Source organism: Shewanella sp. 10N.286.48.B5 (genome assembly GCF_002874355.2).
Taxonomy (GTDB): Bacteria; Pseudomonadota; Gammaproteobacteria; order Enterobacterales; family Shewanellaceae; genus Shewanella.
The window spans coordinates 3,037,741-3,060,697 of sequence record NZ_MCVG02000001.1 but is presented as its reverse complement, the minus strand read 5'-3'; the positions used below and the strand labels follow the sequence as shown (position 1 = coordinate 3,060,697).

17 protein-coding genes and 1 other RNA gene are annotated in these 22,957 nt (G+C 43.7%); 10 read left to right on the top strand and 8 right to left on the bottom strand.

Annotated features, from left to right (window positions below; all coding sequences use genetic code 11):
- Window positions 1-46 precede the first annotated feature (46 nt).
- Both BCU57_RS13100 and BCU57_RS13095 read right to left on the bottom strand, forming a co-directional pair.
- Window positions 47-946 carry an SDR family NAD(P)-dependent oxidoreductase gene (locus tag BCU57_RS13100; protein WP_102438494.1) on the bottom strand — a complete coding sequence of 300 codons (900 nt, stop codon included), beginning with the start codon at window positions 944-946 and terminating at the stop codon, window positions 47-49.
- Window positions 947-1,002: 56 nt separating this feature from the next.
- A complete protein-coding gene (locus BCU57_RS13095) occupies window positions 1,003-1,392 on the bottom strand; it encodes a thiol-disulfide oxidoreductase DCC family protein (protein WP_102438492.1) in 390 nt (129 codons plus the stop codon).
- 170 nt (window positions 1,393-1,562) lie between these two features.
- Here BCU57_RS13095 and BCU57_RS13090 point away from each other — a divergent pair, with 170 nt between their 5' ends.
- The 7 genes from BCU57_RS13090 to BCU57_RS13060 all read left to right on the top strand — a co-directional run bounded on the left by BCU57_RS13090 (window position 1,563) and on the right by BCU57_RS13060 (window position 10,585).
- The gene (locus BCU57_RS13090) at window positions 1,563-2,648 is read left to right on the top strand and encodes an efflux RND transporter periplasmic adaptor subunit (RefSeq protein ID WP_102438490.1); all 1,086 of its coding nucleotides are present in this window, start codon (window positions 1,563-1,565) and stop codon (window positions 2,646-2,648) included.
- A gap of 2 nt (window positions 2,649-2,650) precedes the next feature.
- Window positions 2,651-3,751 (top strand): efflux RND transporter periplasmic adaptor subunit, encoded by a 1,101-nt coding sequence (locus BCU57_RS13085; protein WP_241903521.1) that lies wholly within the window; start codon window positions 2,651-2,653, stop codon window positions 3,749-3,751.
- A gap of 69 nt (window positions 3,752-3,820) precedes the next feature.
- Window positions 3,821-6,889, top strand: a complete 3,069-nt coding sequence (locus BCU57_RS13080) for an efflux RND transporter permease subunit (RefSeq protein ID WP_102438488.1) — start codon at window positions 3,821-3,823, stop codon at window positions 6,887-6,889.
- Between the two features lie 252 nt (window positions 6,890-7,141).
- Window positions 7,142-7,498 (top strand): dihydroneopterin triphosphate 2'-epimerase, encoded by a 357-nt coding sequence (gene folX / locus BCU57_RS13075; RefSeq protein ID WP_076539769.1) that lies wholly within the window; start codon window positions 7,142-7,144, stop codon window positions 7,496-7,498.
- Between the two features lie 41 nt (window positions 7,499-7,539).
- On the top strand, window positions 7,540-8,184 hold the full coding sequence (folE, locus tag BCU57_RS13070; protein WP_102438485.1) for a GTP cyclohydrolase I FolE: 645 nt from the start codon (window positions 7,540-7,542) through the stop codon (window positions 8,182-8,184).
- A gap of 156 nt (window positions 8,185-8,340) precedes the next feature.
- The gene (folM, locus tag BCU57_RS13065) at window positions 8,341-9,066 is read left to right on the top strand and encodes a dihydromonapterin reductase (protein ID WP_102438483.1); all 726 of its coding nucleotides are present in this window, start codon (window positions 8,341-8,343) and stop codon (window positions 9,064-9,066) included.
- A 226-nt stretch (window positions 9,067-9,292) separates the two neighbouring features.
- Window positions 9,293-10,585: an O-acetylhomoserine aminocarboxypropyltransferase/cysteine synthase family protein gene (locus BCU57_RS13060; RefSeq protein ID WP_102438582.1), complete on the top strand. Its 1,293-nt coding sequence runs from the start codon at window positions 9,293-9,295 to the stop codon at window positions 10,583-10,585.
- Window positions 10,586-10,683: 98 nt separating this feature from the next.
- Here the strand turns inward: BCU57_RS13060 and BCU57_RS13055 are convergent, their stop codons facing one another.
- The 6 genes from BCU57_RS13055 to zapA all read right to left on the bottom strand — a co-directional run bounded on the left by BCU57_RS13055 (window position 10,684) and on the right by zapA (window position 18,875).
- Window positions 10,684-11,526 (bottom strand): 5-formyltetrahydrofolate cyclo-ligase, encoded by an 843-nt coding sequence (locus BCU57_RS13055; RefSeq protein WP_241900968.1) that lies wholly within the window; start codon window positions 11,524-11,526, stop codon window positions 10,684-10,686.
- Between the two features lie 113 nt (window positions 11,527-11,639).
- Entirely contained in the window at window positions 11,640-13,532 is a 1,893-nt protein-coding gene (locus tag BCU57_RS13050; RefSeq protein ID WP_102438481.1) for a hypothetical protein, read from the bottom strand.
- A gap of 69 nt (window positions 13,533-13,601) precedes the next feature.
- Entirely contained in the window at window positions 13,602-16,067 is a 2,466-nt protein-coding gene (locus BCU57_RS13045; RefSeq protein WP_102438479.1) for a hypothetical protein, read from the bottom strand.
- Between the two features lie 60 nt (window positions 16,068-16,127).
- A complete protein-coding gene (locus BCU57_RS13040) occupies window positions 16,128-17,582 on the bottom strand; it encodes a glycerophosphodiester phosphodiesterase (protein ID WP_102438477.1) in 1,455 nt (484 codons plus the stop codon).
- A 740-nt stretch (window positions 17,583-18,322) separates the two neighbouring features.
- A non-coding RNA gene (gene ssrS / locus BCU57_RS13035) (6S RNA) lies at window positions 18,323-18,505 on the bottom strand.
- A 61-nt stretch (window positions 18,506-18,566) separates the two neighbouring features.
- Window positions 18,567-18,875, bottom strand: a complete 309-nt coding sequence (gene zapA / locus BCU57_RS13030) for a cell division protein ZapA (protein ID WP_076539654.1) — start codon at window positions 18,873-18,875, stop codon at window positions 18,567-18,569.
- A gap of 569 nt (window positions 18,876-19,444) precedes the next feature.
- Here zapA and BCU57_RS13025 point away from each other — a divergent pair.
- The 3 genes from BCU57_RS13025 to BCU57_RS13015 all read left to right on the top strand — a co-directional run bounded on the left by BCU57_RS13025 (window position 19,445) and on the right by BCU57_RS13015 (window position 22,816).
- On the top strand, window positions 19,445-20,020 hold the full coding sequence (locus tag BCU57_RS13025) for a UPF0149 family protein (protein WP_102435706.1): 576 nt from the start codon (window positions 19,445-19,447) through the stop codon (window positions 20,018-20,020).
- A gap of 290 nt (window positions 20,021-20,310) precedes the next feature.
- Window positions 20,311-21,546: a 2-octaprenyl-6-methoxyphenyl hydroxylase gene (gene ubiH, locus BCU57_RS13020; protein WP_241903438.1), complete on the top strand. Its 1,236-nt coding sequence runs from the start codon at window positions 20,311-20,313 to the stop codon at window positions 21,544-21,546.
- A gap of 58 nt (window positions 21,547-21,604) precedes the next feature.
- Window positions 21,605-22,816: an FAD-dependent oxidoreductase gene (locus tag BCU57_RS13015; protein WP_102435702.1), complete on the top strand. Its 1,212-nt coding sequence runs from the start codon at window positions 21,605-21,607 to the stop codon at window positions 22,814-22,816.
- Window positions 22,817-22,957 lie beyond the last annotated feature (141 nt).

Below are 22,957 nucleotides of genomic sequence, written 5' to 3'. Positions count from 1 at the left end.
TTGCTGACAGGCTAAAGTTGCTGCAAGGGGAAAAGACCTAAGCCCTTTACCAACTAATCAGTTTTCCTTGCCAATCAATAAAGCTGGCTTGTCCATCGTAGTAAATTCGGTCAATTTCAGCGTTGTCATCTTCACTACTTTCGCTTCCAGCTTCCTTAATTGCGTTATTGATATTCAGTAATTGCGACGCGACAAATTCAGCAGTAAATAATTTTTCAGCGGGCACATTGGCCTGAAAAGGTTTGGATAATGGGGTGTCTGTGGTGCCGGGATGAAAAGCAATGAGCTTTACGTTTTTGGCACGCCGAGCATATTCAATCGCCGCGGTTTTAATTAGCATGTTTAGCGCAGCTTTTGAAGCGCGATAGCTATACCATCCTCCCAAGCGATTATCACTAATACTGCCTACTCGGGCGCTGAGCACATTAATAATACAGCCCTGTTTACCTGCAACCAGTTTGACTAAATACTGTAGCCACAGCATAGGGGTAATGGTGTTTGACTCAAACAAAGCCTGCATTGCCTCAGGGTTAACATCTTCTAAGCGCTTTTCAGGGGCTATTGTTTTAAAGGGGAGAGTTTTAGAAACTGTGTTTTCTGAGGCGCTCCCTGTTGCTGCGCCAGTCATTTGATACTGATTGTGCAATCTGCCATTACAAATAAATACCCGAGTAATTTTACCTTTAAACGGCTGCAATTGCTGGCACAGTGTGGCAATGGCGTCTGCTGAATAATCGCAGCTAATATGTTGCTGAGTTATGGGGTTAGTACTTTCATTAGCCAATTTCGTCTCAGCAGTTGCAGATTGGCTGATACTGATGAGGTGCTTTATGTCAGTTGCCGTATCTTGCTTAATCAGTGCTGCAATAATGGCCTTTGCAATCCCAGAAGATGCACCAATGATTAACGCAACTGAGCCTGAATTTGCAGTGAATGATTGGCTCAAGTAAATCTCCTTGGGTTGATGGCTGATTGTAGCTATGGCTTTAAGCAGTTAACTCACTATTTGATGCTACAGCTACCATCTTCACAGCGCTGCTTACCGGTTAACAGGTAGGATAATTTGTAGCGGTGTTTTGCAAAACCAAGATAAGCCACATCGGCTAATGGTTTGATGCAAGGTAAGCGCAATAACTGTACCCATTGATGTTTTCCTGTAAGTGCCCAAGCTTTTGCCGTCACATCCAGTCCCAGTAATATTTCGCCATGGTTGGTTTCTGCATGCAAAATTTTGTTGGCTTTTTCTAAGTCGATATGGGGATACTTTTCGGCAAAACCGTCTTGGTTTAAATCAGCCAGCTCAATTTTGTGCAAGCGGTCATGTTGCTTTAATTGTTGCATTTCATTGCTGCATAAGGGGCAGGCACTGTCGTAAAAAATCCGTAATTCCATCTCGATACCTCTATGGTTAATTACTAAGTTCTAAATTAACTCAATAAGTTACTACAATGAATAATACGTCAAATGTGCTTGTTTAGATCTTTGTTGCTGGCTTATAGTCGCTATTATTGTAAGTTTTTGAATGTTATTATCTAGTTAACTAAAATGTTTCGGAGCAAAAAATGAAGAAGCCCTGTAAATTTTCTTCTTTACTCGTGTTCTCCTTGGTGGCTTTAACCAGTCCCTTTCTCGCGTATTCTACTGCTGCTGAGCAGACTACAACAGCTGCATCATTTGACCCCAGGCCCGTTAAAGTCCTGCAAATTGATGTGGGCAGTGATTTTCGAGAACGATTTTTACCTGGTGAAGTAAAAGCCTCAGAAAAAGCCGCTTTATCTTTTAGGGTTGCTGGTGAAATTGCTGACATTTTTGTGCGCCCCGGCGATGCCGTGGAGCCCGGCCAAGTGCTTGCGCAACTTGATGGCGCTATTTATATACAGCAATTGGCTGTCGCTCAGGCGCAATTTGAATTAGCTAAAGTTCTGTTCGAGCGTAATGCATCTTTGGTTGAGCAAGGGGTGGTTTCGCGTAATGATTACGATCAAACCAAAAGCGATTACACCATTGCCCAAGCCGCATTAGACAAAGCCAAAGCAGATGTGACTTACACCAAATTATTGGCTCCTTACAAAGGCATCATTTCTAAACGCAGCAAGCGTGCTTTTGAATATGTTCAAGCCCAAGAAGAAGTGATGGGAATTCGGATCGAATCAGCCATTGATATTAGTTTTCAGTTACCTGAGCAGTTTATTGGTGCGATTCAAAAAGCCGGTTCAAGCTTTGATAAGATGCAAAACCTTGAGGTGAAGTTTGACAGTCGCGATCGTTGGTATGCTGCCAGTTTAAAAGAGCTCAATACCATTGCCGACTCAACCACAGGTAGTTACACCATCATTTTAACCCTGCCAATGCCTGAGCAACTTAATGTGCTACCGGGGATGTCGGCCCAAGTAAAAGTCAAACTGCCTGCCAGAACCGCTGATGCTCATCCTAAAATTCCTGCTGGTGCTGTGATTACTGAAAATGAAACTGACTTTGTTTTTATCTGGTCTCCAAAGGCGTTAACCCTTGAAAAAGTACCAGTAAAATTAAAAGGCAATCGCTTAGTCTCTGGCCTTGAAGATGGTGACTGGTTAGTCGTTGCTGGAGCATCTGAGCTTAAAGATGGCCAAGCTGCGGTGCAATGGATTAAAGAGCGAGGCTTATAAATATGAACAGTAATTTTATCTATAGCATGCTTAAAAGTGTTGGCCTGCTGCTGGCGGTTATGACTCTGAGTGGCTGTGACAAAAGCCCCGATATTGAGCCCAATGTTACTAGAGTTACGACTTACGCTTTACCGGTTGTAGATAACTCGGTGATCCGTGAGTTTAATGGTGTTGCTAGAGCGCAAGACTTAACTAACCTTTCTTTTCGTGTTGGCGGCCGTATCGCGCAAATTCCAGCGAGCAAAGGCAAAAAAGTCGAAAAGGGAGATTTACTGGCGATATTAGAAAAAACTGACTTTGAGATTGCTTTAAGCGATCGAAGGGCACGTATGGAGGTTAATTTTAAACAATCTGAACGTGGTAAACAGTTGGTGGCTAAGCAGTTAATGGCGCAATCTGATTATGATCAAATGAATGCCCAGTACTTAGTAGCAAAAGCCGAGGCAAGGCAAGCAGAGCTTAATCTGCAATACACTGAGCTAAGAGCGCCCTTCTCAGGGGTGATCAGTGATGTATTTTTAGAGTCTTTTGAAAACGTGCAGCCGGGCGTGCCAGTGGTAAGTATTCAAAAGATTGAGCGCATCGAAGTGGATGTACAAATTCCTGATATGTTGATTGCGGTGTCAAAGAAGGCTAAGGACAGAAGCGTAGGCGCATTGCTAGAGGTCAGTTTTGAAGCCTTTCCTAATGCCACATTTGATGGCCATTTACTGGAAGTTAACACCGAAAAAGATCCCGCAACTTCAACCTATATAGCCACAATTGCCGTTGACTTAGACCCTAAATATAAAGTGCTTGAAGGTATGCCTGCCAAGGTGAAAGTTGACTTAAGCCACCTTACTTACACCTACAACCGACAGTTCTTGGTGCCTATCGAAGCGGTGATTATGCAAGATGGCAGTGACATTGTAATACAAGACAGTGGTGTTTGGCTGTTTGATAAATCTGATCAATCTATCCAGTATCAGCACGTGACTTTAGGTGTGATCGTCGGCGACAGAATTGAAGTTATCGATGGGCTAAAAGATGGCCAAGTGATTATTCAAACGGGCGCTTCACGTTTAGTGGCTGGTCAAAAAGTACAAGTAGTAGGGGGAGTGTAGGCTGATGATTGTATTGTTAATAAACCCATTACTCACAATCGTTCCAGCTAACACAAAGGAAAGTGACATATGAATATTGCAGGCTACTTTGTCAAAAACACCGTCATTAGCTGGATGTTTACCCTGATCTTATTGATCGGCGGCTTAATGTCATTTACCGGCCTTGGCCAATTAGAAGACCCACCATTTACCATTAAAGATGCGGTAGTTGTCACCCTGTACCCAGGGGCGACCTCAACGGAAGTTGAGGAAGAAGTGACCTACCCAATCGAAAAGGCCATTCAAGAATTGCCTTATATCGATACTCTCAAGTCATTAAGCACATCGGGAATGTCACAAATTACTGTGACCATGAAAAATAACTACGGCCCTGATGAGCTTCCACAAATTTGGGATGAGCTGCGCCGCAAAGTGAATGATATGTCGTCCAGCTTACCGCCAGGTGTTCAGGCTCCCATGGTCAATGATGACTTTGGTGATGTTTACGGGGTGATGCTAATGGTCAGCGGTAGCGATTACAGTTACCGCGATATTTTAGATTACGTCGATTACGTTAAACGTGAATTAGAGCTCGTGCCAGGTGTGGGTAAAGTGTCATTGGCAGGCAATCAACAAGAGCAAGTTTTCGTTGAAATGTCGCTCAACAAAGCTGCCAGTTCTAATATCGATCCATCTTTAGTGAGCAACCTGCTTAATTCGCAAAATATGGTGTCTGATGCTGGTAACATTCAGGTTGCCGGTGACAACTTAAAAATCCGTACCAGTGGTGGTTTTAAGTCTGTTAGCGAGCTAGAAGGGCTGATTATTCCAGGCACCCAAGGCGATAAGCTTATTTACTTAAAAGATGTCGCCACAGTATCGCGGGGCTTTCAAAATATTCCCACCAATCTACTGACCTTTAATCAGCACAATGCGATCAACATTGGCATCGCATTTTCAACCGGGGTGAATGTGGTTGAAGTGGGTAAAGCCATTGACGCCAAGCTTGCCAGTATTGAAAGTGTCCGCCCAGCGGGCATGATGATTGAAACCATGTATAACCAGCCTAATGAAGTAGATGCTTCAGTGGGCAGCTTTGTATGGAACTTAATTGCCGCAGTAGTGATCGTAATCGGCGTGCTACTGGTCTTTATGGGCATTAAGTCAGGTATTTTAATTGGGTTAATTTTGTTCTTAACCTGTTTAGGCACCTTCATGTTGATGCTGCAAGCAGAGATTGAGCTGCAGCGAATATCCTTAGGGGCGTTAATTATTGCCTTAGGGATGCTGGTGGATAATGCCATTGTTATCGTTGAAGGCATATTAATCGGCAGGCAGCGGGGCCAAACGACTTTAGAAGCTGCTCAAAGCATTGTAAAACAAACCATGTGGCCATTACTTGGTGCGACAGTGATTGCTATTACTGCCTTTGCGCCAATCGGTTTATCACCTGATGCTACCGGTGAATTTGCGGGCTCTTTATTCTGGGTATTACTGTTTTCACTGTTTTTATCTTGGATTACTGCCATTACCATCACACCATTTTTTGCGCAGTTATTTTTTGGAAAAGATGCTGAAAAAGTGGAAGGTGAGCTTAAAGATCCCTACGGTGGTGCCTTTTTTGTGTTTTACAAAGTATTACTCGATTGGTGTATGAAGCATCGCTGGGTGAGTGTTATCGCCGTGGTGATGGCATTTTGTATTTCGATTTATGGCTTTGCTTACGTTAAGCAATCGTTTTTCCCGCCTTCTACCACGCCGATTTTCTTAGTGGATGCCTGGATGCCAGAAGGCACAGATATTCGTGAAACTCAGGGCATTGTCGAGGGCATGGAGTCCATCGCCATGGGGCTTGATAATGTTGAGTTTGTTGGCTCGAGCATAGGTAAAGGCTTTCCGCGTTTTCTACTGACTTACTCGCCAGAGAAAAACTACGCATCTTATGCGCAAATGGCTATTCGCACCGAAGATTTTGAGTCTCTTAGTGAGGTAATGACTGAATTTAGAAGGGCAGTCGAAGCTAAATACCCGCAGACGCAGTTTAAGTTTAAGCGCTTAGAAATCGGCCCTTCAACAGACGCTAAAATTGAAGCGCGTATTAGCGGTGCAGACCCTGATGTATTGCGAAGCATTGCAGCGCAAGTGATGGAGATATTCCAGGCCACACCGGCAACCGTTAACGTGCGTCATGACTGGCGTGAACGGGTGAAATACATTGCGCCTCGCTTTAATGAAACCCAAGCAAGACGTTTAGGTATCGTAAAAAGTGAAGTAGATGAAGCGATTAAGTTTTCGTTTACAGGGTTACAAATAGGGGTATACCGCGAAGGGACGACCTTATTGCCAATCATTGGCCGTTTACCAGAAGATGAGCGTATTGATATCGACTCACTTGAAAGTGTTCGTATTTGGAGCCCTGCGCTGTCTGCCTTTGTACCGCTGCAGCAAGTGGTTGATGGGTTTGAGGTTAAGTTTGAAGATCCCATTATTCAACGCCGGGATCGCAAACGTACCTTAACGGTATTTGCCGATACGGATTTTGAGTATGATATTTTACCGGCGCAATTGTTTGCCCAAATTAAGCCACAAATTGAAGCGCTAGAATTACCTGTAGGTTATGAGCTGCAGTGGGGCGGTGAGTTTGAATCATCCAATGATGCACAAGAGTCATTATTTGCCACCTTGCCACTGGGCTTTTTATTCATGTTCTTAATAACGGTATTCTTGTTTAACTCAGTGAGAAAACCATTAGTGATTTGGGCGTGTGTGCCGCTGGCCATTATTGGTATTACCTCAGGCTTATTGATTTTAGATAAACCCTTTAGCTTTATGGCGCTGCTGGGAATGTTAAGTTTATCGGGTATGCTACTTAAAAACGGTATTGTCTTGCTGGATCAAATTAACACTGAGATTAATGACGGCGTCGAAACCTTTGAAGCGGTATTTAACTCAACCGTTAGCCGTGTTAGACCCGTTTGTATGGCTGCTATCACCACCATTTTAGGGGTGCTACCGCTATTGACCGATGCCTTCTTTGAGTCATTAGCGGCGGTAGTGATGTTTGGTCTTGGGGTTGCAACCATATTGACATTAATCATAGTGCCGGTGTTTTACCTTATTTTCTTCAAGGTAAGTTATAGAAATTATAAAGAGTTTTAGTAAGCCAACTAGCTTGAAGTTAATCCTGTGGTAGTTGATTTTCTTTAAGCTGACTAATTAAGGTAAGTTAACTAAGCTATCAAGCACGTAAACTCGCATAATGGTTTGTTTATCGCTATAAATAGGAGAGTCAGCAGAGTTTACGTTGGCTCTTTTTTTATTTGATCTTTACTAGATGTATTCACGTATTGCGCATTGGTATACAAAAACAGTATCCAAAAACGCGTATTCAAAATGAGGCTTTCTATGTCAATTAGCCAAGCAATTATTAAAGTTACTAATTTACGTTTACGTACTTTCATCGGCTTTAACCCTGATGAACGAGAAAAGCAGCAAGATGTTGTTATTAATATTGAAATTCAGTACCCAGCCGATAAGTCTTTTCAAACTGATGATGTCGCTGATGCGCTGAACTACAAGATAATCACCAAGAAAGTGATCCAACATGTTGAAGAAGGTCGATTTTTATTACTGGAAAAATTAGTTGCTGATGTGCTGGCAATTTGCAGTGAGCATCCTTCCATTACCATGTCGCGGGTGACAATCGACAAACCACACGCATTACGTTTTGCCGACTCTGTTTCATTATCATTAGAGCAGCGAAAATAAAGTGAGTTTTAATTTGGCACGAGTTGCCATAAGGAAAACACATGATTTCTGAAGAAGCACGTAAAGTACAGCAAGTACTGATTGAGCGAGGTCTTGAAACCCCAGTCGTTGAAAATGATATGACTAACGAGCAAAAAGTGGCTCGCATTCAAGGATTGATGACAGAAGTTATCTCTACCCTTGGACTTGATTTAACCGATGACAGCTTATGTGAAACCCCTCATCGAATCGCCAAAATGTATGTTAATGAAATCTTCTCAGGGCTTGATTACAACCACTTCCCTAAAGTCACCCAAATTGACAATAAAATGGGCGTAGATGAAATGGTTAAAGTCAGTGATATTAGCGTGGTTAGTACCTGTGAACATCACTTTATTACCATCGATGGTGTTGCCAATGTTGCTTATGTGCCGGGGCGCAAAATTATTGGTTTATCTAAAATTAACCGCATAGTGAAATTTTTTGCCCAGCGACCTCAAGTACAAGAGCGACTCACCCAGCAAGTGCTGGTGGCACTGCAAACCTTGCTTGAAACCGACGATGTTGCCATTAGTATCAATGCCACCCATTACTGCGTTAAATCCCGAGGCATTATGGATACTCAATCCTATACCAAAACCTCCGCACTAGGCGGCTGCTTTAAAGCTAACCCTGCCTCAAGAGCTGAATTCTTTGCTAACAGCTAATCGGCTTTAGCTTGAATCATACTTTAAAGGTCATTAATTTCGAGTCAATGAGGCTATTATTAATTGCTTGTGATTAATTGCAATGATAAACGACTGCATTAATGACCTTTTCTAACACTTCTTATTTTCAATAAAAATCATCATAAGAGAACTGCAATGAAGCAAACTATTTTCATTACTGGCGTCGGCAAACGTATTGGTTACGCCTTAGCAAAGGACTTTCTCGCTAAAGGCATGAAGGTCATCGGCACCTTTAGAACCCATTACCCCTCTATTGATGAATTAGCTGAATTAGGTGCCGACCTTTATCAATGTGATTTGTGCATTCCTGCTGAAATAGACGATATGTTAGCGCGCATTAATGACACCCATGACGAGCTTCATTGCATCATTCATAATGCATCTGACTGGCATAACGATAAAACCAAGCCGGGCATGACCTCAGCCGATATCATGAACCGAATGATGAATATTCACGTCAGTGCGCCTTATCAAATAAACTTGGCTCTGGCCGACAAATTAATCGCTTCAGCAAGTGGCAATATTGGTAGTGCTAATATTATTCATATTACCGATTACGTGGCAGAAAAAGGCAGTAAAAAGCATATTGCCTATGCGGCCAGTAAAGCGGCAATGCACAATTTAACCCTGTCATTTGCGAGTAAACTTGCGCCTATGGTGAAAGTCAATTCCATTGCCCCTGCGATGATTTTGTTTAATGAAGGCGACGATGAGGCCTACAAAGCAAAAGCGCTAGCCAAAGCCATACTGCCTAAAGAGGCGGGTAACCCTGAGATCATTGAATTAGTTGATTACCTGACAAGCAGTCAATACGTCACTGGTCGCAGTTTTGCGGTGGATGGTGGCCGTCACTTAGCCTAACTGTGTTTGCTATTGAGTTTATATAGGGGAGCTACGGCTCCCTTTTTAATGGCTGAATATTTTAAATAGACATCTAGACGTCTTATTGTTAGTGTGGAGTACCACTGGTTTTTGGTTGTTTTTTATCCGGCTATTAATTCGAAAGTTTATCCGGCAAACAACTTTTTGGTAGATGGCCCAATTTGAATATCTTAAGGTAAAGGAAGGCATTATGACGGCAGAAAACATGAAACTGGAATCACTGGCATTACATTATGGCTACGAGTCGGAAGCGACCACCAAGGCCGCAGCAGTGCCGATTTACCAAACCACGTCTTACACCTTTGATGATACCCAGCATGGTGCCGATTTATTCGATTTAAAAGTGGCTGGTAACATCTATACCCGCATCATGAACCCAACCACTAACGTGCTTGAGCAGCGCTTAGCCGCCATCGAAGGCGGCATTGGTGCCTTAGCGGTGGCATCAGGTATGGCTGCCATCACCTATGCGATACAGGCGCTCACCCAAGTAGGCGACAATATTGTTAGCACTAGCCAGTTATATGGCGGTACTTATAACTTATTCGCCCATACATTGCCGCGCCAAGGGGTTGATGTACGCATGGCGGCCTATGATGACTTTGACGGCTTAGATGCGCTAATTGATGATAAAACCAAAGCGTTGTTTTGTGAGTCCATCGGCAATCCAGCGGGTAACGTGGTCGATTTACAACGCTTGGCCGACATTGCCCATAAGCATGGGGTGCCGTTAATTGTCGATAATACTGTGGCAACGCCCGTGCTTTGCCGCGCTTTTGATCATGGTGCAGATATTGTGATCCACTCACTGACCAAATACATTGGCGGCCATGGCACCACTATTGGCGGGGTGATCATTGATTCAGGTAAATTTGATTGGGTCGCCAATAAAGACCGCTTTGCGATTTTAAATCAACCCGATCCGTCTTATCACGGCGTGGTGTACACCGAAGCCTTTGGCCCCGCTGCCTATATTGGCCGCTGCCGGGTCGTGCCCCTAAGAAACACCGGCGCAGCTTTATCACCCCAAAGTGCGTTCTTATTACTCCAAGGGCTTGAAACTTTAAGTCTGCGCATGGAACGCCATTGCAGTAATGCCCTAGCGTTAGCCGAGTATTTACAGCAACACCCTAATGTAAGCTGGGTAAACTACGCTGCATTAGCTGATAGCCCATTTAACGCAACATGTAAAAAAATCACCGGCGGTAAAGCCTCAGGCATTATCAGTTTTGGTATAAAAGCAGCCGATGCACAGGCGGGTAAAGTGGCTGGTGGTAAATTTATTGATGCGCTGCAAATGGTGCTGCGATTAGTGAATATTGGCGATGCAAAGTCACTGGCTTGTCACCCTGCCAGTACTACACATCGTCAGTTAGACAGCGCAGAATTAGCTAAAGCTGGGGTATCAGAAGATTTAGTACGTATTTCGGTGGGCATTGAGCACATCGATGACATTATTGCCGATATCAGCCAAGCGTTAGATAAAGCAGTGAGTTAACGCCAGTGTGTTAATGAGTTCTCAGCCTAAGATTAAGCCCATCATGATATTGTCTAGATGGGCTTTTTTTGCATGTTAATTGCTGACATATTAATGGTTTATATACAGGATATGCGCCTTGTAGGGGTGATAATTATTGGTAGCGGCACATCCCAATATTCTACTGGGAGTTGGCTCACTTGCTGGCAGTCGTGGGCAAAGCCCACTGCTAATGGTTTCCCATCAATCACTTGGCACAAAGTGCGATCGTAATAGCCACCGCCCATGCCCATGCGATTGCCCTTGTCATCAAACGCAACCAGTGGAGTGACAATCATATCCAGTTTGTTTACTGGGATAATATCTTGCACCGACAACGCAGGCTCAGCGATACCATATTGATTGAATACCATTTTTGATTCGGCATGGTAATGCAAAAACAACAAGTTACCTTTGCTAAATGGGTGAATGCGAGGTAAGTAGGTTTTTACCCCGATGTGCCAAAGGGCTTCTATTAATTTTTGTGTTGCCAGTTCACCGTCATGGCTGATGTACAGAGCCACTGTTTGGGCATTTTTTTGCTGTATTTCTGCCAGCATATGGCGGCAGGCAATTAACGAAAGCTGGTGCTGTTCTGCTTGGGTATAACTTTTACGTTCTTGACGAATATGCCGGCGAATAAAGTCACGGTTCATACCTTGGCTATCAAATAAGGCGTAACGTTCTTGATCGCTCAATTCAAAACCTTGGTCTTGATGGCTCAGGTTATCAATATCAAGATGTTGATTATCATCTGCCACAATACTCAGGGTTTGATGCGCACCAATATGGTGTTTATTGCTTTGCGTTATGGTATTTGCAGACTTATTGATAGAAGAGAAATAAGTAATATTGATAGTTGGAGTGCGAGCTGGTGAAGGTTCGACCGAAATGGCATTGGTCATTAAGCGGGTCATACTCATTATTGGCGGTACTCCATACTTGCCATGTCTATTAAGGTTAGAGTACTGCGTTCGAGGGTATTTTAAAAGGGCGACTGGCTAAAATATCCCCCAGCCAGTCGCTTTATGGATAGTTATTTGTCCAGCTTTAAAGATTTAAGCAATACGGCGCAGTCGTATTCAGATACTGCGGTTTTGGCCTTTATCCAGAATCGTCTGCGGGTGGTGATAATCCCTGTTGCAACCGCTAATACTGCTATCTCAATATAAATAAACGGCATATATTGAATAGCCGGTTCCACTGCAGCGCCTAAGTATCGCGAGTAATTCGAATAGTACTCTGGTATAAATTGCACTTGAGAGCTTACGGTTTCTAAGCCGAATTGGAGCGCTGCGACGCCAGCTACAGCAGCCAAACCTGCCAGTATTTTGAAGTACCACTTTTTAGGCCCAAAAAAGCCCGCAAAAACCAAATATAAACTCAGCAGTAACCCGCCACCCACTAACATGTTGGTGGGGAGCAAAGGGTAATGGCTAAGGGTGAACAGGATAGCAACAAGGTTCAGTAAAAAGTACGATACTACATAGCCAGAAAGTACAGTTAACCCTAACCGTTTGGGCTGACTAATTTGCTTCCAATACAGTTTAGGAATAGCGACATATAATCCCCAAAACCATGCAAGGACGATAGGGTAGTTTGACCAAGTGGGGAGTCCATAAAGGCCGAATCTCGCTAACAGTAAATCAATAAAAAATTGATAATGACTTAGCAGCCCCGAGCGATACTCAGCATCATAAATCATTTCAGGTGCTAGCATGGCAAAACACATAGCTACCATAGCTAAAATTAGTCCCCAATTGACAACGCCTTTGACCAACTGCCATGCAAAACCCTGATTGTTATCTTTTTTAAGTTGAGATACCAAGCTTTGGTAGTTGCTGATGACCGCCTCTTTGATATCTTTTGATACCCAGTTTTCAGTCAGTAAGGCAATTTTTGTTTTGGTTTCATGGGCTTCAATAATATTTTTAATGGCCGGAATCGCTAAGGCTTTCTTATCATCGTCTTTGTCTCCGGCGGCTAACTTTTTGGCATTTTTCCACACTGCTGGGTCATATACGCCACCGGCATTGTGAGTCACATTGTTGGTACCTGCAAAGCACAGGGTGGTATCGGTGTTATCTATGGTCGCGGTATATTGTAGGGTCGGTAGGTTGGCAGTAAAACCATAGATGAACGTACAGCCATTTAGGGCTTCAGTAACGTCAATTTCATTCACGTCACTGATGTTGTTAATAATATTAAAGCCCGCATTGGTAACGTAATCTGTTATCCACTGGTGATAATCGGGGCTGTTGATAAACCATTTAGTTGATCGTTTTGCATCGCCATCAATGGTGTAGCTGTAATATAAATATCCGCCGCCATCACAAGTTTTACAGGTGACTTGACCTGAGCCATTACAGGTGTAACAGGTTTTTGTCCCGCTGCCATAACATGATGAACACGACTCTGTGGTGTAAACGGTGCGGTTATTGTGATCTTGCCTAGTCACATGATGACGGCCGCTGCCGCTACAAGATGTACATGATGTTGAGCCATTGCCATTACACGATGAGCATGAACATTTGCCGCGGCCATTACAGATATGGCAAATATCTTCACCCACATAACTATCAGGTGCTGAACCTAGATTGGTATCTTTAATGATAAAGTTTTTGGCGACATCAGCGGTTAAGATTTTTTTAAAGGTCTCATTAAAAAATCCATTTTGACCACTGACATACTCTTTGGCTTTATTGTGGGCACAATCACATGCTTGCGATGAGCTTCCTGACTGTATGCCTGATGGACAATAGCCACCGTGTTCGTGTTTGGTTACCCCAATTTCAATTGTCCAACCAAAATGAAATTTAACATTGGTGGTTTTGGCGCTTTCATCACTTAATACCACAGGGACATTTACCCCCGTTAGCTCTTTACCGTTTGAGCGGATAAAATCTTGAAATTGTTCTAATTTACTCACGTAATATGTCCTGTTAATCAATGCGTGAAAGACTAAAAATTATGTTATCAGTTAACGTTAACTATGCTGTTAAAGCTTAATGTTGAAAGTGGTCTCATCATTTTTGAGGTAGACCCACTGCCGCACCGAGTTATGGCCTGGAGCGCTGACTTTAATGTCGTAACCACCGGCAGGCAGTTTCATTCCCGCTTGGTATTTGGGCTTTATATTCATCACTGCCACCTTGGCATTGTTAACATTGGTTTTAATGGTTAAAGGTAAAAGCGGCGCATGTGCTTGCGCTGACTGCGATGGTTTTTTTGTGACAGTTAATGGCGACATAATCGCTTGATCAAAGCGGTGAATTGGCTCACTGATGGCATCAAATCCCTGGGTGATAAACAGGCTTTGATCAATGGCTGTGCCAATTGGTTGCACCATAGGCTGAGTGACCAATAGCCACTTAAGCGCATAAGAAATGCTGGCTGAGTCATTTTTTTTCATTTGCTCAAAAAAGTAGTGCAGCGCTGAGCCATTAGCGGTGTAATGATTCCCGCCTAGCGACAGTGGCACCACAAAAATAGCCACTAATATCCCCGCTGAAATAGCCGGTTTTATATAGGGTTTTGTAGGGCGGGCCTCGGCGTTTGAGGCGCGCTTTGCTTGTACTAACTCAAATGCTTTCATGGGTAGCTTTAACACGGTTAGCAACACCAACGCCAAGCTAATTGACATGGAAATAGGCGGAATAATCGTTGCTCTTAGGGCTGACTTACCGCTTGATTCAAATGCGCCGCCGTCAGCAAACTCAGCTTGCTGAGCTTCAAGTACATTAAGATACTCGGTGGTTTTGCGCTGAATATTAGGCTCAATGATGCGCTGCTTAAACTCACGATTATTCCAATCAGCAAGGGTTGGGTTCACATACAGTTCTGCCATTTTAGCTGCTATGCGGCGCTGAATATCGCCCTGTTGCTGAAACTGCTGCCAGCTTAAATTAGGCGGCATATCATTGCCTTGCTTCTTCATGGCTGCACGCCATTTGGCATCCGCTTGTTGGCGCACTTTTTTACTGACAGCATTATCAAAACTCACTCTGTCAGCCATAACCCAAGTGCTTGGTAACATTAGGCCTTTTTGTTTTAATCTGGCGTTGACTTTAGCACTGGTTATTTCATGGTGCCTGAACTCATGTATGCTTGATATCCCTAATGGATAACCGCCAGATTCTTTGACAAAATCTGGCTCCATTTTTACCATCAGCACGCTTTTGTAATGATTTACATCGTTAGTGAATATCATTCTATGATCTTTAAAACCGGCATCGCCGCCCATAGCAGCATCAACGGCTTGCATTGCGGTAAATAGGCCTAAGGTCATTACCCCGCTAATAATTGAATTACCGACATTTTCCGAGGTCGAAATCTCTTCTCGCTTTAGCCAATCATCAGGGGGAATATAGCCAATACCGTATTTGGCGATTTCTTGGTCATAACCGGTTTGTAAACGCTCGAAACAGCGATCGCGACTGCTGCCTTTTTTCATATCGGCGCATTTATTACGACGCTCAAAATAGTCATACACCTTTGGGGCGATTTGTTGGGCACGGGACTCCACGCGGGCTTCGTAAGCATCAGTCCCTTTTTGGTATTTTTCCCAGCCTTGTTTAACTTGGTTTTGGGTGTCTAGCCAATATTCATTGGAACGCTCTGGCGAGCTGGCCAGTGCTTGGTTGTAATCATTAGAACCTTGAGCGTACTCTTTATAGCTATCTTGTAGGCGCAGGCGAAAACTATCGTAGTCGCTATAGTGCAGATCGAAATTCGACATGGCGCGGTCACGGACAAATTTTTCCATGATGGCCCGTTTTTGCTGTTCTAAATCATCGACCAGCTTATCATCGGCATACACAAGGCCGCCAAATACAGACAGAAAGGTTTTTTCGGTGGCGTTATGTTCACTATCGGGATCGTAATGGATCCCTTCAAATTGAATAGACTTTTCAATAAGCGCGCTGCGTAGAACCTGTGATAAGTAAGCTTGTTGGCGCTCCTGTGGGCTTGATGTATCAATAATAAAATGATCCACTAACCACTTTTGACCAAAGAAAACTGTTGGCCACACTATCAGTGCAATCAGTGCAAAATACCCCAATGCCCGCGACACTTTGGCAACGCGGCGGCCCTTTAGTAATAAGTCTGCTAGCAGCAGCGTCACCCCTATACCACTGATGGTGCGACCAAATAACTCAATGGCGTGCAATTCATCTTCGCTGGCATTACGGCCACCGGCGACATCGGTTAAGGCGGCATTAAAAACGGCTTCAGGAAATAAATACACCACTGAGCAAATGAACATCAGTAGCATCCACCAAAAGGGTTTGCCCATTTGGGTTATTTGCGCTTCACGTTGCTGCTGATGCTTGGCTTTAGCCTGCGCTGAATGCTGCTTTGATTTAACCTTATTTAACGCTTGCTCAGCCGCTTGCATTTTTTGTTGTGTCGGGGCGCTATTGAGTAGATCGGTAGCAAAGGGGCTATGATTGTTATTGGTCATTGTTATTAATCATTGTTGTTATCGGTCTAGTTCTAGTTCTAGTTCTCGTTTCAGTTTTAGTTATTTAGCATTGCTGCTTGGCAAGGTTAAGATGATGCTGTCACCTGTATGGGTATCAATTTTTTCATCGGTGATAGTGGGAAAACCATGCTCCAATAACGGCGTAGGCGTGCTGGCTGGCACCACTTTAGCTTTCGCGCTATAGATGGATTTAAGGCCGGAGGTTAATGATAAATAGTAACCTTCATGCTGGTAGCCGAGCATTTCTTTAAAGCGATCAAAGTCAGCATCTACTGGCAGTGAGACAATGTATTGACCTAAATCTGTCACTGCTTGATAGCGCTGCGCTGGCACGGCGGCATTAAACAACTGCTGACAGATCTTGTAAGGCGTGGCATCGACAATGACACCATCAGGCAGATTATTTTTACTCAGTTTGAGCAACTGTGACTGATGATAATCCGTGCCATTAAGTGAATAGCTATACACTTTCATTCCTAGTCGCTGAGCGCGTTGTTTTACCCCAGAGTTTTGCATGTAGCTGCGAATATCAAGGTGGATCCCTGAGTTGTAACCCAGTTTTGCTCTTAGCTTTTTGAGTGCATCAGTGCTGGTGTGATCTTGATAACGGGAGCGATATCGTTTGGTACCATAATTGCTAGCGCGCTCAATATTAGTGTGATTTTCTAGATAGTAAGCATCGTTACTTGCGCCTTTGCGTAAGTCGCTGCGCAAGATATCAATGCTGGTAGGGTGACCACCTTGGACAAAGCCCAAGTAAACAATAGGGTTTATGCCTCGCAATTTCACTAAGGTATCTTGCTCAGACGATGAGAAGTAATAGCCTTCGTGGCCGACGTACTTTCTGAGCATATTATCTAGCTCAAGCAATTTTTGGCCATTGGCTTTTGACTTTATTTCTACATTTAATTTTTGATTTGGCAGTCGCTGGGCGGCGAATATTTTAAAGGACTCTTTAGCGGTGATCGGCCGCTCATTGAGTAGATTGTTATTATGCTTGTCCCGCAGTTTTAGCCGTTTAAACTCTTTAAGGTTCATGCGTTCCAGTTTGAAACGCTCACCGGTGTAATGCACAGTGGCGCGGCCAGTTTGGCTGTCATGGTGATTTACCCAAGTGCCATCGCCCAGCAACATGACATCAATTTCAACACTGTTGAAGTTATCGTTAAGTGCGGCAGAAATTGCATTGTAACTGCTTTCAGGCTGGCGAAAATCACCACGATGGGCTGAAATATCAATTTGGCATTGCGCTTTTGATAGCATCTTAATATTGCCGTTACTGGCAAGATATAAATTACGATCGCCTAAGGCCAATTGAGTATCGACAATATCTTTGCCGTGAGTTGCAGCATCATAGGGCAAGTGGCTCAGTTTTTTAGGGGTGACATGCACAGTTTTCACTGGCTCTGGAGTCGATTTACAAGCTGAAAGAATGAAAAATGAGCTAAAAAGAATAGAATAAAGTAGTAGGGTACTTAACTGGCGGCTTGGCATAACTCATTATATAAATTGGCTAATTTTGCTATTTTATACCGTAATCTAAAGGTTAAGACAATAATAACCATAACTTTAACAAGTGTGTCAGCCCCAAAGAAGTTTTTGATTCACTTTACTGAGGCTTTAGTTGGTTTTGATACATTTTTTGTAGGAGCGTTAGGGCCTGTTTGGCGAATGATTGACAACCCATTATAAGTTTTAGCCATAAAAAACACCGTGAAGATGTTGTTTAAAAATGAGTGACCTTGCCAAAATATCGAGCTTGTGATTGAGAAGGGCTTGGATGGTTAAGGTCTTGGACGATTAAGGGCTTGGATGGTTAAGGGCTTGGACGATTAAGGTCTTGGATGGTTAAGGGCTTGGACGATTAAGGGCTTGGATGGCTAAGGTCTTGGATGGTTAAGGTCTTGGATGGTTAAGGGCTTGGACGATTAAGGGCTTGGATGGCTAAGGTCTTGGATGGTTAAGGTCTTGGACGATTAAGGGCTTGGATGGCTAAGGTCTTGGATGGTTAAGGTCTTGGATGGTTAAGGTCTTGGATGGTTAAGGGCTTGGACGATTAAGGGCTTGGATGGTTAAGGGCTTGGATGGTTAAGGGCTTGGATGGTTAAGGGCTTGGACGATTAAGGGCTTGGATGGTTAAGGGCTTGGACGATTAAGGGCTTGGCGGGTGAGTAGCTAAGTGCTAATTTTGGCCATAAAAAAACCACCATTGAGGTGGTTTGTTTTAAATTAAATTGCTCCCCAGAATACCGACCGTCGGTGCAGCCCTTGAACCGTAGGTTCAAGGCGGGAAAATGTTCATATCCTAAGGTTTCTCGATACGAGCCGAGCATACGCAATGTCAATGAAAGCATTCACCCTGGGTTTGTAAATATCGGCACAGGGACATAACCTACAAGCGAATATCCCAGGGAGCAAAACAGGGTTGAACCAGGTACCGTTAGCCATTACTAGCGGCAGTACATAATTCTAAAATTGTTAACCTTTCTTGGTGGTTCGTTCAAGCAACGAGTTTTCTAACGTTGATTGTAATAACGAGATACGCTCATCCATTTGCGCCATATACTGCTGATTTTTTTGCTGCTCTTCATACAACTCATGACCAATATTTAACGCGGCCATAATGGCTAATTCTTCGCGACTCAAATTGTTGGTACGTGTTTTTAATGTAGAAAGCTGCTGCTCGACACCCTTGGCAATCGCACGCAAAGCATCCTCTTGTCCCTTAGGACAATTAATCGAGTAGGTGCGCCCTAACAGGGAGATATCAATAGCACTATTACTCATGCTTCGCTGAAGATCCTTATTTGTCGAAAAATAAAAATTGTAGCAGGTTAACGACTTACCTCGCGATAACGCCTTAGCATTACGCTTTTACCACAGTTGATAACGGTATTAGTCTATTTGCGGACTATATAGCGCTACTATTAAAAGTGCAAGGTAACTCGCCGCCTTTACGATTATTTGCTTGTTGTCTGAGCATAATTAATCTTAAAACATAATTATGGCTAAACTCTCTACACGTTCCCTACACGTCAGGCAGGATAACTCGTTAAGCGCCTAGCTCAAGGCTAATACAAGCCGTCATTGCAATAGGCGTTACAATCGTCATTTCTATTTTTACAAATTAATGGCATCGAACAGTTTACCGTTTAAGAATACTCGCTTTGGTGCAAAACGCTTAGTTGATTGCGTTATAGACAAGACAGTTAATATCAGCTTTAGCTTTATAGCGGCGGGGTTAGTGAAGCTTTGGTCAATTTGCTATTATACTTAGCAAATCGCAATGAACAATTTGGTGGCAGTTATTAACTCTGCTAGCATTGCATCTGATTGAATATAACTGGAACAATATCATGGCAACCCCTCCTTCTTTATGTATTGAAAAACTAAAACAAGCGTTAGATTCAGCTGAAATTGGTCAGCATCCTGTTGAGGTGCATGGCGCATTAGTTGGTTTAATTTGTGGTGGGGTAGATCAAGCAAAATTAGCTTGGCAAAAGCCATTACTTGAATTGATGAATGACGGTCAAGCAGTCAGCACTGAACTGCAACAACTTATTAACGAATTATTCCAAGACACAGCAACTCGCTTAAGCGATGCTGAATTTGGTTTTACGCCGTTATTACCAGAAGAAGAAGAGCTACTCAGCTTGCGCTTAGAGTGCTTAGCCCTATGGGTACAAAGCTACTTAACCGCTATTGCGCTTATTCAGCCAAAGCTTAACGGCGCATCAACTGATGTGCGCGAAATTATCCAAGATTTAGGCGCTATTGCTCAAGTGGAATTTGATGTCAGCGATGATGATGAATCAGAAGCTGCATTTATCGAGTTGCACGAGTTTGTCAGAATGGCGGCTATTTTATGTTACTCAGAGTTTGGCCCTGAAATGCCATTAGATGAAGAATCCCCATTAGCGCCGCTGCACTAATTAGAATGTAGCTTTCGCCTTGGGCTGTGTTGGCTCGGGGTGAAAAATCCTCTGGCATCACAGATACTTGAGCTCAGCCAGAACACGAACCAGAGCTGAACTAGCTACATGGCCAATAGCAATACCATCATAACAATATTCAATTCATATCATAATTAACAAAAACAATAAGAACAGGCTTTATGACTGAGTTAAACGCGAAGACAGATAGCAAACAGGCAAGTGCCCAATTACCACAGCCACCACAACAGCCACCACAACAGGTGGATATCACTATTGTTGGCGGCGCTATGGCTGGTGCCAGTTTAGCGCTGGGTTTAGCAAAATTATCAGAAAAATTATCCGCTAAACATGCAGGTCTTTTAAACCGTCCTTTATCTATCGCCTTAATTGAAGCGCAAAAAACTGATGATAATCACCCAGGGTTTGACTCGCGTTCAATCGCCATTGCCCATGGCTCAGTATTTGAGTTAACTCAGTTAGGGATCTGGCCAAGTATTGAAAGCCTTGGCAGCGATATTGAAAATATTCATATCTCAGATCGCGGTCACTTTGGCATGACCGAGCTTAACGCTGAGCAATTTGGCCTGCCATCAATGGGGCAAGTGGTTGAGCTAGCGAAAGTCGGTAAAGTCTTGTTTGATCAACTTCAACAAGCGGATATTAAATTGCACTGCCCAGCAAGCCTAACTCAGCTTGAAACCGATATGGATGGTCACACGATAACCCTTGATAACGGCCAGCAAATTCGCAGCAAGTTGTTAGTGGCTGCAGATGGTGCTCACTCCAAAGTGCGCCAAGCGTTAAAACAAGATGTGACTCAAGTTGAATTTGAACAAGTGGCGCTGGTGGCCAATGTCCAAACTGATAAACCTCACAATAGTTGGGCCTATGAGCGTTTCACTGACACTGGCCCATTAGCCTTATTACCCATGGCGCCAATAAATGGTAAAACTCGGCTGTCATTAGTGTGGGCGCTAGATGCTGAGCAAGCCCAGCAGTTTAAACACTGTGACAAAGTCGACTTTTTAGCCGCGTTGCAACAGGCTTTTGGCAATCGCGCCGGGCGCTTTACTGATGTCGGCTTACGGGTCAGTTATCCATTAACCTTATCTTACATGCCAAGACCGATTTATCATCGCACTGTGTTTATTGGCAATGCGGCGCAAACTTTACATCCCATTGCAGGTCAAGGCTTTAACCTAGGTCTACGTGATGTGGTTGGATTAATCGATGCTGTCGAAACAAGTATTGAAACCAGCATTAAAAGCAGTATTGATACAAGTATTGAAGCTGGCATTGAAAGTTTAGATCTTGGCCACAACTCGCTTATTCATCATTATCTTGCATCAAGACAGCAAGATAGAATGGCCACCATCAACAATGTTGAGTTTTTAGTGCGTGGCTTCTCAAATCAGTATTGGCCGCTAGTGGCTGGGCGCAGTTTAGGGTTAAGATTATTGTCATGGTGTCCGCCGCTTAAAGCGCCGATTGCCCATAAAGCCATGGGCTGGAAAAGCGTCTAAAGATTGCAAGTGCAGTAATAAAGCATCTCAGTAAACCGATTGAAGATTAAGGATTAACATGTTTCAAACTCAGACCTATGATGTAGCCATAGTTGGCGGTGGTATGGTTGGCTTGGCAACGGCAATCGGTTTAGCCGAGGCAAACTTAAACGTGGTGGTGATTGATGCGGGCCAAACAGAGGCTGTGTCAGGTGAGCCACGCCTTCGAGTGAGTGCCATTAACAAAGCCAGTGAGCGACTACTTACCAACTTAGGTGCTTGGCAGTACATTGATAGCGCCCGCGCTACCCCATATTCAAAAATGGCGGTGTGGGACAAAGACGGTTTAGGTAAAATTGCCTTTGATGCCGCCAGCATTAGCGAGCCATCCCTTGGGGCGATTATCGAAAACCAAGCCATCAGCTTTGCCTTAGCAAAACGCGCGGCTGAACTCTCGAACATCACCCACCTAGAAGGTCAGCGACTAGAACGCATCGCCTTTGGTGAGCGTGAATCATGGCTTACCCTAGATAACGGTGACAACTTAAGCGCCGCCCTAGTGATTGCCGCTGACGGCGCCAATTCTTGGGTGCGTAGCCAATGCCAAATCCCATTAACCTTTTGGGATTATGGTCATCACGCCATTGTCGCCACTATTCGCACCAGTGAGCCCCACGATGCTACCGCCCGCCAAGTGTTTTTAGCCGATGGCCCATTAGCTTTATTGCCATTGTATGAAGACAATTTATGCTCAATCGTGTGGTCAGTATCGCCCCAGCAAGCAGAAGAATTATTAGCGCTATCAAGTGATGAGTTCTCAAAAGCCTTAACCGCAGCATCAGATGGTCGTTTAGGCATTTGTGAACTGGTCAGCTCGCGCCAATCGCACCCATTACGGATGCGTTATGCCCGTCATTTTGCCCGTCATCGTTTGATTTTAGCCGGTGACGCCGCCCATACAATCCATCCGTTAGCAGGTCAGGGGGTTAACTTAGGCTTTTTAGATGCGGCCAGTATTATCGAAACCGTTAGCGAGTTACATGAAGCGGGTAAAGATCTCGGTGATTACGCCAACCTTCGCGCCCTTGAGCGCTGGCGAAAAGCTGATGCCATTGAAATGATTAGCGCAATGGAAGGGTTTAAAAGACTATTTTCCGGTAGCAATCCAGTTAAAAAAGCCTTTAGAGATCTGGGTTTAAACCTAGTTGATAATGTCGCAGGACTAAAAACAGTGTTCATCAAACAGGCTATAGGCAATAAAGTGAAACTTCCTAAGCTTTGTCGAGATTAAATTTTTTAGCTAATTCGGCCTAAAAATCCTTATATATCAGGGGATGGGCCGAGTTGGCGTAAATAAAGATATTAAAACGCCTATAGTCGCATTAGCTAAACTAATGACAAAGTCTCAGATTAGAAAATTTCCTACTATACA